Here is a 15,345-nt window from a genome sequence, read left to right on the forward strand (position 1 = left end):
TGCACGGGCCATGGCCCGATAGCGCTACACCGTGAAGTTTCAAGGTTTGGCGGAGGCCCGCGGATCCTGGTCAGTGGCCACGCCACTCAAACCGACGCTGGCCAGACCGCCGTCGGCCGCCTGTTGCACGGCAGCGACCGTCGCGCCGCTGCGGCTCTGACGTTTGTCGAAGCTGCGACCCTGGTCATGGCTGAACAAGAGTTCACCGCTCTGGCTGGCCAACAGCAGGCTGCCGTCGCGCAGCTCAATGGCTGTCGCCAGTGTTGATTCGATGCCGGTGTCGAGGCGTCGCCAACTGCTGCCACGGTCCTCGGACCACCAGGCGTTGCCGCGCAATCCATAGGCAATCAATGCTCCCGCGCGGGTGCCGAGCAGACCGAAAAAGCTGCCTTCATAAGGTGATTTCAGAGGCTGGAACGAATGCCCGGCATCGGTCGAACGCAACAGCAAACCGCGCTCTCCCACCAGCAACAGCTCGTTACCCGAAGCGCGGATCCCATACAGGTTCAGGCCCTGCGGATTGTCCACATGTTGCATCCACGGCTGCCAGCTTCGCCCGCCGTCGTCGGTGCGATAGATCTGGTTGTAGGCGCCAACGATGTAGCCATGCAGGCGGTCACTGAAGTACAGGTCGAGAAACGGTTTATCCGGCCCGTCGTCGAGCATCTGCCGAGCCTGCGCAAGGTTGCTGGCGCCGCCCGGCTGATCGGCATCGCGCTCCGCGGCCTGCACCGCCAGCGCGGCGGCACGCTCACCGTCGAGTTGCTTGTGCCAGGTTTCACCACCGTCCTCGGTGTTCAACACCACGCCCAGATGACCAACCGCCCAGCCCTGCTCCGCATCGACAAATTGCACCGCGGTCAGGCTGACGCTGACCGGCACACGGGCCTGGCGCCAGGTCATTCCAGAGTCATCCGAGAGCAGCACGATGCCACGCTCGCCGACCGCCACCAGGCGTTCGCCAGCCCGGGCCAACCCAAGCAATACCGCGCGCGCGGCCTTGGCGGTAGGCAGTGCCGACTGCTGCAGCACAGCAAACGTCGCAGCCTGCGCAACCATGGACGTGCTCGCCAACAGACACAACGCCAGCGCGCAGGCACTCCATCGCAGACCAAAACTCGCAAAGATTTTTTCAACGTTCATGTCTTTATCCCGCCTGAAAAATCGCCAGCGACCGCGACGAGCTTTTCGCTCGTCACGGTGCTCCATGGTTCAACGCATGTTTTCGTTGGCCATGGCATCCGGTGTGTAATAGGAAGCTGAAGGTTTTGCGATCGTCTGGTACTGGACCGCCAGATCGTTGCTCGACGCGTTAAGGAAGTAGGCGCCGGTATCGAGGTTGTAGCTGCCCCACATGACTTGCGCAGTGAGCGCCGGCAGGTCTGGCGCCAGCAGCGTCAGCGAATACATCTGCCGTCCCAGTTTGCCTTGGGCGTCATACCCGTCGACCATCAGGATCTGCCAGGAGTCCTCGTCGACGTAGTAGGTCCGATGCGGCACCACATGGCGCTTGCCGGATTTGAGCGTGGCCTCGACCACCCAGACCCGATGCTTCTCCCAACGCACCAGATCAGGATTGAGAAAGTTCGGTTTGACCAGGTCGTCGCTCTTGGCCAGGCCGGCACGGTTATTGTTGTAGGGGACGATCAGTTCTTTCTTGCCCGCAAGCTTGAGATCGTAGCGGTCGGTAGGCCCGAACAGCATGAACGCTTCGTCAAACAGACCGACACCAGAGGTGACGAAGTCCGGGGTGTCGTAGGCGATGTTCGGCGCTCGGCGTACCCGGCGCTGGCCGACCAGATACTGCCAGGCCGCACGGTTGGCCGGGTCCATGTCCCAATGGGTCATCAGGCCTTCGCCGGCCTTGGATGACGGCAGTTCGGTCAGCAGCTTGCCAACCTGGTACTTGCCGGCAAAATTTTCCAGGCTGCCACTTTCGGAGTAGTAGGGAAACTGATAGCTGAACAGGGCTCGGGTCGCCTGGACCTTCTTGCCACCGGCGGTCATCAACCAGGTATCGAACGGTGCGCTGATGGTCTCGCCGCCCTGCCAGGACAACCGGTAGTTCCACAGTACTTGCGCGCCGTTGCCCGGGATCGGAAACGGGATGCCGCCATAGGCGCTGGCGACTTTTTCGGTTTCCACATCCAGCGTGGCACGGGTGGCATTCTTGCCGGTGTTGTCATACACCCATTGCGGGGCCGCTGCCGAGCGATGGGTCGGGTATATGTCCAGGCGATAGTCCGGGTATTTCTTCAACAGAATCTTGGTGCCTTCGGCCAGCACACTGGCGTACTGCTCCATGTTCGAGGCCTTGATCGAATACAGCGGTTTCTCACCGGCGAATGGATCGGCACGTTTGTCACCCGGTTTGTAGCCCGGAGCGACCTTGGTGTAACCGCTGTCCCAGGCCGGGATGCTGCCATCGGCATTGCCGGCGCGCTCGCCGCCAAGGGGCGTCAGTTCAGACTTCAAACGGGCAGCCTGCTCAGGCGACACCGCTGCTTGCGCCAGGCTGATACCGGCAAGGGCCAGAGAGAGGACGCAGGTGTTGAGAAATGCTTTGTTCTGCATGGCGAATCCACCTTATTAGAATGAGGTTTTCACGTAGAGCGAGATAAAGTCGCGGTCGGCCAGCGATTGCCCGTAACTGAAATTACCGTCCTCGCGCAGCCCGGCTTTCGGTGCACCGAAGAAGTTCACGTAGTTGAGGCCAACATCCCAGCGCTGCAGGTAGGTCGCCTTGAGCCCGACACTCCAGTCGCCGGCACGGGTATTGCCGAAACCCGACTTGTTGACGGCCGAAGAACGCCCATCGAGCACCACACCCATGCCGATCGGCACGGTCAGGTCGATCCCGTCGACAATCTGGAAGTACGCCGGCTCCACCAATACCCGCAACGCCGTGGCATCGCGGGTGGTGTTGGAATCCAGCGCCGCGGCGTTCTCGGTGACGCTCAGGGTACGGTTCCACGCCAGTTCGGCCAGCGCCGAACCGCCATCCCAAAAAGCACTAGGCGACAGCAGGTAAATCGCCGACAGGTTGGCGTGAGCGGTTTTGCCCCGGGCAAACAGTGAGTCATCGCCGCCATCGGCCTCCATGCCCGGGGTCACCACTTGCAGGTTGCTCACCAGCGGCGCATTCCAGCGCACGGAGGTTTCACCGGCGAAGTTGAATGGGCCATAGGCGGTGGAGAAGCTCACGCCGGTGGTCTTGATATCTTCGGCGTAGACCTGACGATAAGAGCTCAGGATCGGCAGCCCGGTAGCCGCCGCAGCTGCACCGTCGAGGTAGGCGTACAGGCCTATCGGGGCTTTGTCGTGATACTGCGCGGCGTAGAAACCCAGCTCCAGTTCGGTCCCGGTCGGTTTGAAGCGAATCTGTATACCGCCCTGCCCCGAATTTCGCGGTTTAAGATCACCACCATTCACCGTGTCGTTGCCAAACACTTCGCGCAGCGAACCGCTGCCGTAACCGATGGCATCGGCATCGCTCAGGTAACTACCGGCACCGGGCAGATTGGAGCGTTCCCACTCGAACTGGTAGTAAGCGCCCACCGACAACTGCGGGTTGATCTGCAACTGCCCGGAGATCTGATTGACCGGGCGCAGGATTTCCTTGAACTGGGTTCCCGGCACGCTGAGCAACTTGACCACATCGGTCGGGCCCTGGGCGTTGGCGATGCCGTTGCCACCGTAGAACAGGCTTTCACCGTAGATCAGGCTGTGCCGGCCCAGACGCACCACGCCCTGGGAGTCTTCGCCGAGGTCACCGCGCAGGAACACGAAGGCGTCGAGAATTTCCGCGTCGCGACCGTGGAGCTTGCGGGTCTCGCTGAGGAAGTGCGGTTGCTCGCTGTCGTCGGTGTCCTGGTTATAGATATCGTCGTACCAGGCTGCACCGCTCACACGCAGCCCATAGTTTTGCCGGCTGAGGTCCATTTCGGAGAACAAGTCCAGACGGTTGGAGACCAGACCGCGGCTGAAGTTTTTATCGCCCTGACTCTGGATCGAGGGGTACAGGCCGTTGGCGGTCGGTGCATTGACTAATCGGCTGTCCTGACCTTGCAGACGCCAGGCCTGGCTGTACTTGATGGTGTTGTCCCAACGCAGTTTCCAGTCGGAATCCCCCAGGTCCATTTGCATGGCCTCGACCCTTTCGACCATCACGCCTGCGCTGCATAACGCCAGAAACAGGGCGCAATGCTTGAAACGAAAGCAACGTTTAACGTTGTCCATGGACGCTCCTCATTATTTTTATTTTTGGCATGGCTTTGCACGCATGGCGCCAGCCAACACGCTCAGTTAGCGGCTTACGCCGCTGTCTACTGGTTGCGTTTCAGATGTAGGTGGAGGCCAATCCGCCATCGACTGCCAGGTTGACGCCGTTGATCCAGCGTGACTCGTCGGCACACAGGAAAGCGATCACCGCCGCCACCTCATCGGCATAACCGGGGCGCTTCATGCGATGGGCATCGGCCTGGGTTCGTGCTTCACCGAGCATGCTCACGAAGTCGCCGAGGATGGGCGTGAAGACCGGGCCCGGCGCCACGCTGTTCATGCGCACTGAATGTTCGAGAAACCAGGGCTGGGCCTGCAGGTAATTCCAGACGATCAAGGCTTCCTTGAAATACTGGTAACAGGTCTCATCCGGTACCGGGTGCTCGGCCAGCCAGGCTTGTGCGGCGGCGAAACCTTCGATGCGTGCCAGCGCCTTGTGCTGTTCCAGGCGTAACGGCCACTCGGCGCCGAGGATCGAGGCGATATTGACGATGCTGCCGCCAGCGGTGATTCGCGGCAGCAATGCCTGGCTCAGGTGACGCAGCCCCAGGTAGTTGACCTGCGCCAGCAGTTGCGGGTTTGCAGTGCCCGGCACTCCAGCGATATTGCACAGACTGTCGATCCGTGCCGGTAACTGCGGCAACAGCCGGTCGATGTTCTCGGCACTGCTCAGATCGCCCTGAACAAAACCGTCCAGGGTCATGTGCGGAGCCTTCAGATCGACGCCGATCACGTGGGCGCCGTGGGCGCGCAGCAGGCTTGCAGTAGCGGCGCCGATACCCGAGGAGACCCCGGTCACCAGCACCGTCTTGTTGTCGAGTTTCATGTTGAGTCCTCTTATTATTTTTGTGTACTCGCCCGACCTCGTCGGCCTGATCCTGTCCGTCAGAACGGATAGCGTGGCGCCTTATCCTTGACCGTCACCCATTGCCATTGGGTGTATTCGTCCCAATCCGCCGGGCCGCCAACGCTGCCGCCATTTCCCGAACTGCCGCGGCCACCGAACGGGTTGATGCACTCGTCGGCCACCGTCTGATCGTTGATGTGCAACAGACCGCAATTGAGTTGCTCGCCAATCGCCATCGCGTGCCCGACCGAAGGCGTAATGATCCCTGCGGACAAGCCATATTCGGTGCGATTGGCCAAGTCGATGGCCTCATCGTCGCTAGAAAAGCTCACCACCGTGGCGACCGGGCCGAAGATCTCCTCGTCGAATGCGCGCATGCCCGGGCGCACGCCGGAAAGCACCGTGGGTTGGTAGAAGAGCTGCGCAAACTCACCGCCGGCTTCCAGGGTTGCCCCGGCAGTCACACTCTCCGTGACGATTTCATGCACGCGTTGCAACTGTCGCATGTTGATCAAAGGCCCCAGCATCGCCTCGCCACGAGCGGCATTGCCGACCGTGATTGCCCGGGCTTTCTCTGCCAGTCGGCGAACCAGCTCTTGCGCGATCGATTCATGGGCCAGGATGCGTCCGGTGCCCATGCAGATTTGCCCCTGATGCAGCCAGGCCCCCCAGGCGGCATTGCTCGCCGCCAAGTCAAGATCGGCATCTTCGAGCACGATCAACGAGTTCTTGCCGCCCAATTCCAGAGCGACTTTTTTCAGATGACGCCCAGCCACCTCCGCAACCTTGCGCCCGGCCGCGGTAGAACCGGTGAACGCGATCATCCGTACCTGCGGGTCGCGGCACAGGGCCTCGCCGGCCACCGCTGCGCCCGGCAAAACCTGCAGCAGTCCCTTGGGCAAACCGGCCGCCTCGAACAACCGGGCAATGATGAAACCACCACTGACCGGGGTCTGCGGATCGGGCTTGAGCACCACCGCATTGCCGGCCGCCAACGCCGGTGCCACCGAACGCAGGGAAAGCACCAGGGGAAAGTTGAAGGGTGAGATCACCCCGACCACGCCATGGGGCAACCGACGTGCATAGGACAAACGCCCCGCTTCGCTTGGGAGAACCAGTCCATGGGGTTGCGACAGCAGACCGGCAGCCTGATGCAACAAGACGATCGCCTCGCGAACCTCATGTTCTCCCTTGAACAAGCTGCCGCCACTTTCCCGGGCGATGTACAGCGCCAGTTCGGCAAAGTGATGCTGAGCCAGGGCTGCCGCTTTGCGAAAGATCTCCGCGCGTTCCCGTGGCCCCAATGCCGCCCAGGCCGGTTGAACACGGGCAGCGGTCAGGCTGGCAAACGCGATGTCCGCCGCATCGGCTAATCCTGTGACGGTCAGTACCTCGCCGGTGGCCGGCTCGATGACTCTGTTGACGCCGCCCAATGGACGTATCCAGTCGCCATTGAAGATGCGTTCGCACCACAGCGCGTCCCGCAGAAAAACAGATGGTTCACTTACCGACATTTCGGTCTCCCGGCTCTTGTGTTTGTAATTGCCTGACGCTGCCTTGCTAACGATGCAGCGTCGTGAAAGCACTAGAGCAAGGGCTGTGCCGACTTCCTCCGTCGCCTCGCGCTTTAGGTGGCGAAGGCTCTGGCCTGAAGGTTTTAGAGGAGCACTGGTGAAAAGGGCAAGGCGTTTGGCGCTCGGTCGACACCCGGCCACTTGTCCAAATGATAAAGTTATGTTTAATAACTGTTTTGCTAATTGATCATTTCGATCAGTCGACTTCGCTCAGGGGCATATAACAATGAATAATCCCCATTCGCTGCTTCCTCATCTCGCGTTGCAGGAGGAACATTTCTCGCCCCGAGGAGACAGTACTCAACTGACCGAGGGCAACTCGCCGACCCTGGCCGAGTTAGCCGAATGCCTATTCTTTTCCCCCGTTGACGGACGTATCTGGCTCAACGACCAGCGCATGCTGCTATTGCACAGTTCATCCTTCGGCGCGCTGCGGCGGGAGATTATCGAGCGCCAGGGACTGGAACAGACTCGCGGCCTGTTTACCCGCACCGGTTATTTGTCCGGTGCACGCGATGCGCGATTGATCCGCGAGCGCTGGCCAGACGCCGATGCCGCGGCGGTTTTCTCGGCTGGCACGCGCCTGCACACACTCGAAGGCATGACCAAGGTCGAACCCCTGCACTTCAAATTCGACGCCGACTCCGGCTTCTACGAAGGTGAATTCCTCTGGCACCATTCCTGTGAGGCCGACGAACATATCGCCGCCCACGGGATCGGCCAGGATCCGGTGTGCTGGACCGAACTGGGCTATGCCATCGGTTATGTCAGCGGGCTGTTCGGCCGCCTGGTGATCTTCCGTGAAACCGAATGCCGGGGCATGGGCCATGAAACCTGCCGGGTGATCGGTAAGACCGCCGAGCAATGGGGCGATGTCGAACAGGACCTGAGTTACCTCACCGCCTCGCCCTCCAGCATCGCCCCCAGACAGCATCCGGCCCCGGCGCCCGCTTCCCGGGACGACGACAGCGAAGTGCCCGGCGGGCAAAAACCCATTGGCGCCAGCGCCGCCTTCAACGCCGCTACCCTCGCCTTGCAGCGCGTTGCGCCGACGCCTGCCACAGTGCTGTTCAGCGGCGAGTCCGGGGTCGGCAAGGAATTGTTCGCCCGTCAGTTGCATCAGTTCAGCCCACGCCATCAAGCACCTTTCGTGGCCCTCAACTGCGCCGCGATCCCGGACAATCTGATCGAGGCGGAACTGTTCGGCGTCGAACGCGGCGCCTATACCGGCGCGACCCATTCGCGCCCCGGACGCTTCGAACGCGCCCATGGCGGCACCCTGTTTCTCGATGAGATCGCCAGCCTCAGCCTGCCCGGACAGGGCAAGCTGCTACGTGCATTGCAAGAGCGTGAGATCGAGCGCATCGGTGCAAGCCAGGCGATCAAGGTCGATGTCCGGGTGGTGGCGGCAACCAATGTCGACTTGCGCAAAGCCGTGGCGGCCGGAGACTTTCGCGAGGACCTGTTCTACCGCCTGAACGTCTATCCCATCACGCTGCCGCCACTGCGCGAACGTCGTGACGACATCCCGTTGCTGGTCAATGCGTTCCTGCGGCGCTTCTGTCAGGCCTACGCCCGCAAGCCCGCCGGGCTGACCATGCGCGCACTCAAGGTGTTGTTGCGCTATGACTTTCCCGGCAACGTGCGGGAATTGCAGAACCTGGTGGAGCGCGGCCTGATCGCCAGCGAAGACGGTCAAGCCATCGATCTGGTCCACCTGTTTCGCAACGAACCCATGCCGCAGGAGGCGTACTCTCTGGACGGCAATGGCAGCCTCGCGGCCACTGACCCCAACCCCGCCAACACGCTGCCTCGTCCGGCCTTGCTGGAAACTCTGACTCGCCTGGAACACGGTTTCTCCATTGAAGGTCTGGAGTCGCGTTTGATCGACGAAGCGCTGCAAAAGAGTGAAGGCAATCTGGCCGCCGCCGCGCGGTTGCTGGGATTGAGTCGCGCGCAGTTTGCCTACCGACTGAAGAAGTACCGACAGGCATCGGTTTGATTCGGGCTCACGAATAATCTTGCAAATATAGTTATCCACATTAACTATTAGAAAGGTTAATTTGTTTGACTCATTCAGCGCATCCCCTCGGAGTCCACATGCCCAATAACAACAACATCGACGGCATCATTGAACAACTCAGCCAACTGCCTCCCCTCAGCTCGCTGACTGTCGATCAGCAGCGCCAACAGGCCGAACAGCTCTTCGGCACCGGCTCCTGTGCCGAGGGCGTGGTCTTTGAGTCCGCCAATCTGGCCAGCGTCTGCGGACTTTGGGCCGTTCCCACAGATGCTCGACCTGATTTCGTGTTGCTGTATCTGCATGGCGGTGGCTACACATTTGGCAGTGCCCAGGCCTATCGCCCGCTCGTCAGCCAATTGGCAGCGCGCAGCCGGATTCGTACGCTCTGCATCGATTACCGCCTGGCCCCGGAATACCCTTTCCCGGCCGCCATAGAAGATGCGCTGGACGTCTACCGTGCACTCCTCGAAAACGGTGTGAACGCCGAGCACCTGGTGCTGGCCGGAGACAGTGCCGGCGGCGGTCTGTGCATGGCTCTGATGCTGGCTGCCAAGGCTGCTGGTTTGCCGCTGCCCGCGGCTGCGGTAGTGATGTCGCCTTGGGTGGACATGGCTCAGACCGGAGAGTCCTGGAATTTGCAGAAGACTCGAGATCCATTGCTCGGCCCGCTTGCTGGCAAGACCCTTATGGCCGACACCTATCTGCAGGGCGCCGAGCCACTGAATCCGCTGGCCTCCCCCCTCTACGGTGACCTTCAGAGTCTACCGCCGGTGCTGATCCAGGTGGGCAGTCGGGAATGCCTGCTGGACGATTCAACCCGGCTCGCCAGCCGCCTGGCCAGCGCCGAAGTGGCGGTACACCTGGACGTCTGGCCGGGGATGATTCATGTCTTCCAGACCATGAGCGATCAACTCGAAGAAGCCCGCCGCGCACTGGACCAGATCAGCGCCTTCCTCCTGCGGCACCTGGAGGAAGATGTGTCCTGATCTCAAGTCTGCGTAGAATGCCGTGTCGATACCGGATTCAATAACAAACAACGGTCGGCATACTCTTCATCCCTGTGATCAATACCACTGGTGACTTGTGGCGCCCTTCTACGTTCAATGCCTGAACTATCAACCATGAGCGAGCGCTCACGGATATCAATTGCCAATACAAAAGCGCTTTGCAGGTTTTGTCTGGCGCTATCGTTGTTTATTGCCGGTAACGCGAGTGGCGCACCCTTGCCGCTCGAGTTGTATATCCCGCAAGCTCCGCCACTGACGTTTGTCGATGGCGCCGAGGGCCACGGAATGGTCGGGGATGCAGTCCTGATGGCCATTGCCAACGCCGGCTATGTCGCTCATGTCCATGGACTTCCCTGGGCCAGATCGCAGAAATACGTCAGCGATAAGCAGGATCTCCTGATAACCCCCTTGTCACGCACGCCAGAACGTGAAGACCACTTCACCTGGATTGCGCCGATCATGCCCATGGAGCGTGCTTTCTTCAGCCTTGACCGGCAAGTGAGCAGCTTCGCACAAGCGAAAAAAACCTATCGGAAGATCGGCGTTGGCCTGGGCAGCGCACAGGAGGAAATCTTGCGTGCGCAAGGTTTCAGCGATGAGCAGATCTACCCGCTGACCATTGGCGACAACCCCGCGCAAATGCTCTTGAAAGGTCGCATCGATGCCTGGTTCAACGGTGTTCCCGAGAGTCAATACATCTGGCCGAAGGTGTCTGAACAAACACTGCTCATGAGCCCCGTCATGAGCAGTGCGGACCTCTATCTGGCTTGCTCCAGGCTTTGCTCCGCTCAACTGGTGCAAGACTTGCGCGAGGCGGTTGAAACGCTTCGCGAAGACGGCACCCTGGCACGTATACAGCAGCGCTATTTGTCGCAATAGCGGTACGTGCCTAGCCCGCTCCTGACGGGCACGAACCAGAACAGGGCACTGCGGCTCAGCCATTCCCGCGACGGGTGCGTTGATCGCCCGCTCTGCCTTCGCTGCCTTATAGCCATCAAATGGAATCCCCTTTCACCGCATGGGCGACAGGCCGATCCTTGGTCGAGCGCGAAGGCTGGCAAACAACTTGCTTGGCTCTGGTCAAGCCTGAGCCATCAACGGCGATGGCTTCGCAAACATCTCGGACAACGGCGTCCGCTTCCCTGCACATTGCGGCAGGAGAGCGTGCGCCGTTTTTGCTTTCATCCCGGCTTCAGAAGGAAATCCACATGCCTGCTCAAGGAATGCACCCCCCGGGTCATGCCATCGTTAATCTGCGCAGCGATGGCGGTAAATCGCACCCGGTCGGCACCTCATTCGCCAAGGCCTTGTTCGAACCTGGCATGGCCCTGCTCGAACGCGGCAGGATCGGTTTCTGGCTACCACTGGGACTGGCCCTCGGCGCCTGCGGTCTCGCACTGGCCGAACAGCCCGCAAGCGCACTGACCCTGATACCTGGCGTTCTCTATCTGGGGTGCGCCTGGCACCTGCGCGAGCGTCATCAACGCCATCTACAGAGATTCTGGGACACTGAACTTGCACAACTATTGCGCAGCTCCCGGGATGCCGACCCAGCGACATTACTGGTGGCCGCCAGCATGCAACTGCGCAGCAACGAACGCTTGCGCAGCGAAGTACAGTTCGCCAGCCATGCTCTGGAGCAGATGGCACAACAGGCCCGCGACCAAGGTGAGGAACAGAGCCAACGAATCGCCATGATCGCCGCCGCCAGCGAGCAGATCGATCAGACCTTGCACAGCATCGATGCCTTGGCCAAGGGCGCGCTGGCAGCCTTCGCCAACGCCCATACCATGAGCGAAGCCGGTTGCCTGGAGGCACGCTCAGTGGGTGACAGCATGCGCGCCATTCAGCACAGCCTGGGCAATACCGCACACGCTGTGGAAGCGTTGCTGCAGCGCACTAGCGCCGTGGAAAGCACCGTCAACAGCATTCAGGCACTGGCCAAACAGACCCAGTTGCTGGCACTCAATGCCTCCATCGAGGCGGCCCGCGCCGGCGAGCATGGTCGCGGTTTCGCCGTGGTCGCCGATGAGGTCCGCAGCCTGGCCCAAGCCACCGACCGGGCGACCCACGAAATCACCACCGCCGCGACGGCGATCGCCATGGCCGTGCGCCAGGTGGATGGCGAGGTCAAGGAACACCGCGACCTGCTGGCCGCCGGTAGCCAACAGAGCGAGCAACTCGCTGCCAACCTCGACGACCTGGCTCAACACAGCCAAATCAATCTGCAACACCTCGGCGCCATGCAACAAGCGCTCAGCGAGCATCAACAAGCCAATCATGCCCTCAGCGAACAGTTGCAACAGGTCAATGGGGCGGTACAGGAACAGAGCGCGCAGACCCATGTGCTGCACGATCTGACCCGTTATCTCAACCAGCTCACCGTCGGAAACCGACCATGAATCCAGCACTCGCCACAGCACTCGAAGGTGGGCAATCCCGGCGAATCCATCTGCCACAGGGTGACACGGGACTAAGACAGGCTCTCTTGCTGGGTCTCGACCTGCTGCAAGGTCTGCAGCAGCATCGCGGTCTCGGCGGGCAGATTACCCGCGAGGCGCAACAGCGTTGCCAGGCACTGGGTCACGCGCTCGATCAATGCTGGAGGGAGTGGCCGTATACCGCACAGTGCCAGGCCTGGAACGCATTACGCCGCGACCCTGCGGATTTCGATGGCCATTGCCGGTTGCTACAAGACCTGCTCGGCGCCATCCAGCACCTTGAACTGCAACGCTGTGCGCTCAACCTGGCGCCCCCGAGCATCGCCGGGCGCTGCTGGGAGCTTGAAGAGTTGGGACGACTGCGCGGTCTGTCGGTACGCGCCGCCGCCCATCGAAGTTGCCCATTGGAAATGCTGATTCAATTGCAGTACCTGCACGAACGCCTGCTCAAGCATGCCCCCCGCTCGCTGCACACTGCTCTCGAACGGCTGCAGCGCTGCCTGATCGGTACAACCACAGTGTCTATCACTCCGGCGGAGTGCTACGCCCTCCTCACTCCATTGCTCGACGAACGCCTGGACGCTATCCGTCGGGATCTGAACTGAGGCTTGTCTCCATTCGACTTCGCAACAGTGCCGAGGAGAGCCGTTTTAGTTCACCCCACACCGAAGCTGCCCAACAAACGATCAATATTTCGCTCCTTTTGGCTCCGTGCCCCCTTCGATTTCTTCTTGGAAGACATCAAAAAACCACTTCAAGTCTTTGTTCCGATTGGTTTTTAGAGCATAAAAAAGATCGAACATGAACTTGGCAAGCACTTTGCTACTGCTGTCTTACAGACTCATGCAGCACGCCAATGGCGGCGTGCTGCACTTTCCGGACAACGGCGTCCGCCAGGTCCCTCTATCGAGGGGGCCTGGCGCACGCCGTTTTTGTTTGCCCTCAAAAAAGGATGTGGTTATGACTGATGAGCGTGACTCGCAACATCCGGTGCACTCCGGCCGGCGGACCTTCCTCAAGCAATCCCTGGTGGCGGCCGGCACTGTCGCCGGGATCACCGCCCTCGACATGGCCGTGCCGAGTTTGCTGCGCAGCGCGGTCTGGGCCGCCGGCAGCGATGCGCCGGAGAAAGCGGCGCTGAAGGTCGGCTTCATTCCGCTCACCGACTGCGCGTCAGTCGTGGTCGCGGCAACCCAGGGTTTCGGCGAAAAATACGGCCTCACTATCACCCCGAGCAAAGAGGCATCCTGGGCCGGTGTTCGCGACAAACTACTCAACGGCGAACTGGATGCTGCCCATGTGCTCTACGGCCTGATCTATGGCGTGCAACTGGGCATCGGCGGGCCGCAGAAAGATATGGCCATGCTCATGGGGCTGAACCAGAACGGCCAGGCGATCACCCTCTCCAAACAATTGCAGCAAGCGGGCGTGACCAATGGCGAACAACTGGCAGCCAAGGTCAAGCAAGGTGGCACCCCATTGACCTTCGCCCAGACATTCCCCACCGGCACCCATGCCATGTGGCTCTATTACTGGCTCGCCAGCCTCGGCATAAACCCGATGAGCGACGTGAAAACCATTGTGGTGCCACCGCCACAGATGGTCGCCAACATGCGTGTGGGCAACATGGACGGCTTCTGTGTCGGCGAGCCCTGGGGAGCCCGGGCGATCGCCGACAACATCGGCTTCACCGCCCTGACCACCCAAAAACTCTGGCCGGACCACCCGGAAAAAATCCTGGGCACCACCCGTGCCTTCGTCGAGCAATACCCCAATACCGCCCGTGCGCTGACCATGGCGGTGCTCGACGCCAGCCGATTCATCGAGGCCAGCGTCGAGAACAAGAAAAGCACTGCCCAACTGATCGCCGGCAAGGCCTATGTGAATGCGCCCGTCGAAGTGATCGAGCAACGTTTCCTCGGCCACTATGAGGACGGGCTGGGCAATCAATGGACGGATGCGCATGCGATGTCCTTCTGCAAGGACGGCAGCGTCAACTATCCCTACCTCTCGGACGGCATGTGGTTCCTCACCCAGTTCCGCCGCTGGGGCCTGCTCAAGGAAGACGTGGATTACGCCGGCGTGGCCAAGTCCATCAACCAGACCAAACTTTACGGCGAAGCCGCCAGCCAGCTTGGCTTGCCCGTACCGGGCAGTCCGCTGCGCAGTAGCACCTTGATCGACGGCAAGGTCTGGGACGGCTCCAATCCGGCCGCCTATGCCAACTCCTTCACCATCAAAGCCTGACCCGGAGTCTCCCGCCATGAACGCACCCCTCAAGTTGCCAGCGTCGCCCAACGCTATGGCGAATACCCCGCCAGAGCGTCGCTTCCCCCTCCTGAGCGGGTTGCGTCAACGCGCCAGGGATGGCATTGCCCCGTTATTGGGTATCGCCCTGTTCATCGGCGTCTGGGCGCTGATAGCGGCGCGTAGCGAGGGGCTTCCCGGCCCGCTGGCGACCTGGCATTCGGCCCTGGAGCTGTTCAGCGACCCGTTCTACGACAAGGGTCCGAACGACATGGGCATCGGCTGGAACGTCCTGAACTCCCTTGGGCGGGTCGGCATTGGCTTCGGCCTCGCCGCTCTGCTCGGTATTCCGCTGGGCTTCGCAATTGGCCGCTTCGCCTTTCTTGGCGGCATGTTCGCGCCGATCATCAGCCTGCTACGTCCAGTCTCGCCGCTGGCCTGGTTGCCGATCGGCCTGCTGGTGTTCAAAGCTGCCGGCCCGGCATCGATCTGGGTAATCTTCATCAGCTCGATCTGGCCGATTATCCTCAACACCGCCGCGGGGGTCGCCAGCGTGCCGCAGGACTACTTGAACGTCGCGCGGGTGCTCAAACTCAGTGAGTGGAAGGTGTTCACCCATATCCTGTTTCCTTCAGTACTGCCGCACCTGATGACCGGCATTCGACTGTCCATCGGCGTGGCCTGGCTGGTGATCGTCGCCGCGGAAATGCTCACTGGCGGTGTCGGTCTGGGCTTCTGGGTGTGGGACGAATGGAACAACCTCAACGTCGAGCACATTCTCATCGCCATCATCATCGTCGGTCTGGTCGGTCTGCTGCTTGAGCAGGGTCTACTGTGGATCGCCAAACGTTTTGACTACAGCAACTGAACCGACACGCGCGCCGGTGTTTGGGTTGCCCGCACCTGACGCTTACCCGATGCAGGA

Annotated in this window: 12 protein-coding genes; 7 read left to right on the forward strand and 5 right to left on the reverse strand. The window is 61.0% G+C overall.

From position 1 onward, the window contains the following. Positions 1-39: 39 nt before the first annotated feature. The 5 genes from CKW20_RS16155 to CKW20_RS16175 form a co-directional block, all read right to left on the reverse strand. Entirely contained in the window at positions 40-1,143 is a 1,104-nt protein-coding gene (locus CKW20_RS16155) for a YCF48-related protein (protein WP_095053817.1), read from the reverse strand. Between the two features lie 69 nt (positions 1,144-1,212). Continuing rightward, positions 1,213-2,574 carry a DUF1329 domain-containing protein gene (locus tag CKW20_RS16160; protein WP_095053818.1) on the reverse strand — a complete coding sequence of 454 codons (1,362 nt, stop codon included), beginning with the start codon at positions 2,572-2,574 and terminating at the stop codon, positions 1,213-1,215. Between the two features lie 15 nt (positions 2,575-2,589). Beyond that, positions 2,590-4,239: a DUF1302 domain-containing protein gene (locus CKW20_RS16165; RefSeq protein WP_095053819.1), complete on the reverse strand. Its 1,650-nt coding sequence runs from the start codon at positions 4,237-4,239 to the stop codon at positions 2,590-2,592. A 100-nt stretch (positions 4,240-4,339) separates the two neighbouring features. Then, positions 4,340-5,107: a coniferyl-alcohol dehydrogenase gene (locus tag CKW20_RS16170; protein ID WP_095053820.1), complete on the reverse strand. Its 768-nt coding sequence runs from the start codon at positions 5,105-5,107 to the stop codon at positions 4,340-4,342. Positions 5,108-5,166: 59 nt separating this feature from the next. Further along, a complete protein-coding gene (locus CKW20_RS16175) occupies positions 5,167-6,642 on the reverse strand; it encodes a benzaldehyde dehydrogenase (RefSeq protein ID WP_095053821.1) in 1,476 nt (491 codons plus the stop codon). A gap of 286 nt (positions 6,643-6,928) precedes the next feature. Here CKW20_RS16175 and CKW20_RS16180 point away from each other — a divergent pair, with 286 nt between their 5' ends. The 7 genes from CKW20_RS16180 (at position 6,929) to ntrB (ending at position 15,288) form a co-directional block, all read left to right on the forward strand. Continuing rightward, positions 6,929-8,704 (forward strand): sigma-54-dependent Fis family transcriptional regulator, encoded by a 1,776-nt coding sequence (locus CKW20_RS16180; protein WP_095053822.1) that lies wholly within the window; start codon positions 6,929-6,931, stop codon positions 8,702-8,704. 98 nt (positions 8,705-8,802) lie between these two features. Further along, entirely contained in the window at positions 8,803-9,711 is a 909-nt protein-coding gene (locus CKW20_RS16185) for an alpha/beta hydrolase (RefSeq protein WP_095053823.1), read from the forward strand. Between the two features lie 135 nt (positions 9,712-9,846). After that, complete coding sequence (locus tag CKW20_RS16190; RefSeq protein WP_095053824.1) at positions 9,847-10,611, forward strand: ABC transporter substrate-binding protein; 765 nt, start codon at positions 9,847-9,849, stop codon at positions 10,609-10,611. Positions 10,612-11,567: 956 nt separating this feature from the next. Then, positions 11,568-12,134: a methyl-accepting chemotaxis protein gene (locus tag CKW20_RS30180; RefSeq protein WP_371857433.1), complete on the forward strand. Its 567-nt coding sequence runs from the start codon at positions 11,568-11,570 to the stop codon at positions 12,132-12,134. 86 nt (positions 12,135-12,220) lie between these two features. After that, complete coding sequence (locus CKW20_RS16200) at positions 12,221-12,778, forward strand: hypothetical protein (RefSeq protein ID WP_095053826.1); 558 nt, start codon at positions 12,221-12,223, stop codon at positions 12,776-12,778. A 355-nt stretch (positions 12,779-13,133) separates the two neighbouring features. After that, on the forward strand, positions 13,134-14,420 hold the full coding sequence (locus CKW20_RS16205) for a CmpA/NrtA family ABC transporter substrate-binding protein (RefSeq protein WP_095053827.1): 1,287 nt from the start codon (positions 13,134-13,136) through the stop codon (positions 14,418-14,420). Between the two features lie 16 nt (positions 14,421-14,436). Then, entirely contained in the window at positions 14,437-15,288 is an 852-nt protein-coding gene (ntrB, locus tag CKW20_RS16210; protein WP_095053828.1) for a nitrate ABC transporter permease, read from the forward strand. Positions 15,289-15,345: the final 57 nt, after the last annotated feature.

This window comes from Pseudomonas sp. Irchel s3b2, assembly GCF_900187445.1.
GTDB lineage: Bacteria > Pseudomonadota > Gammaproteobacteria > Pseudomonadales > Pseudomonadaceae > Aquipseudomonas.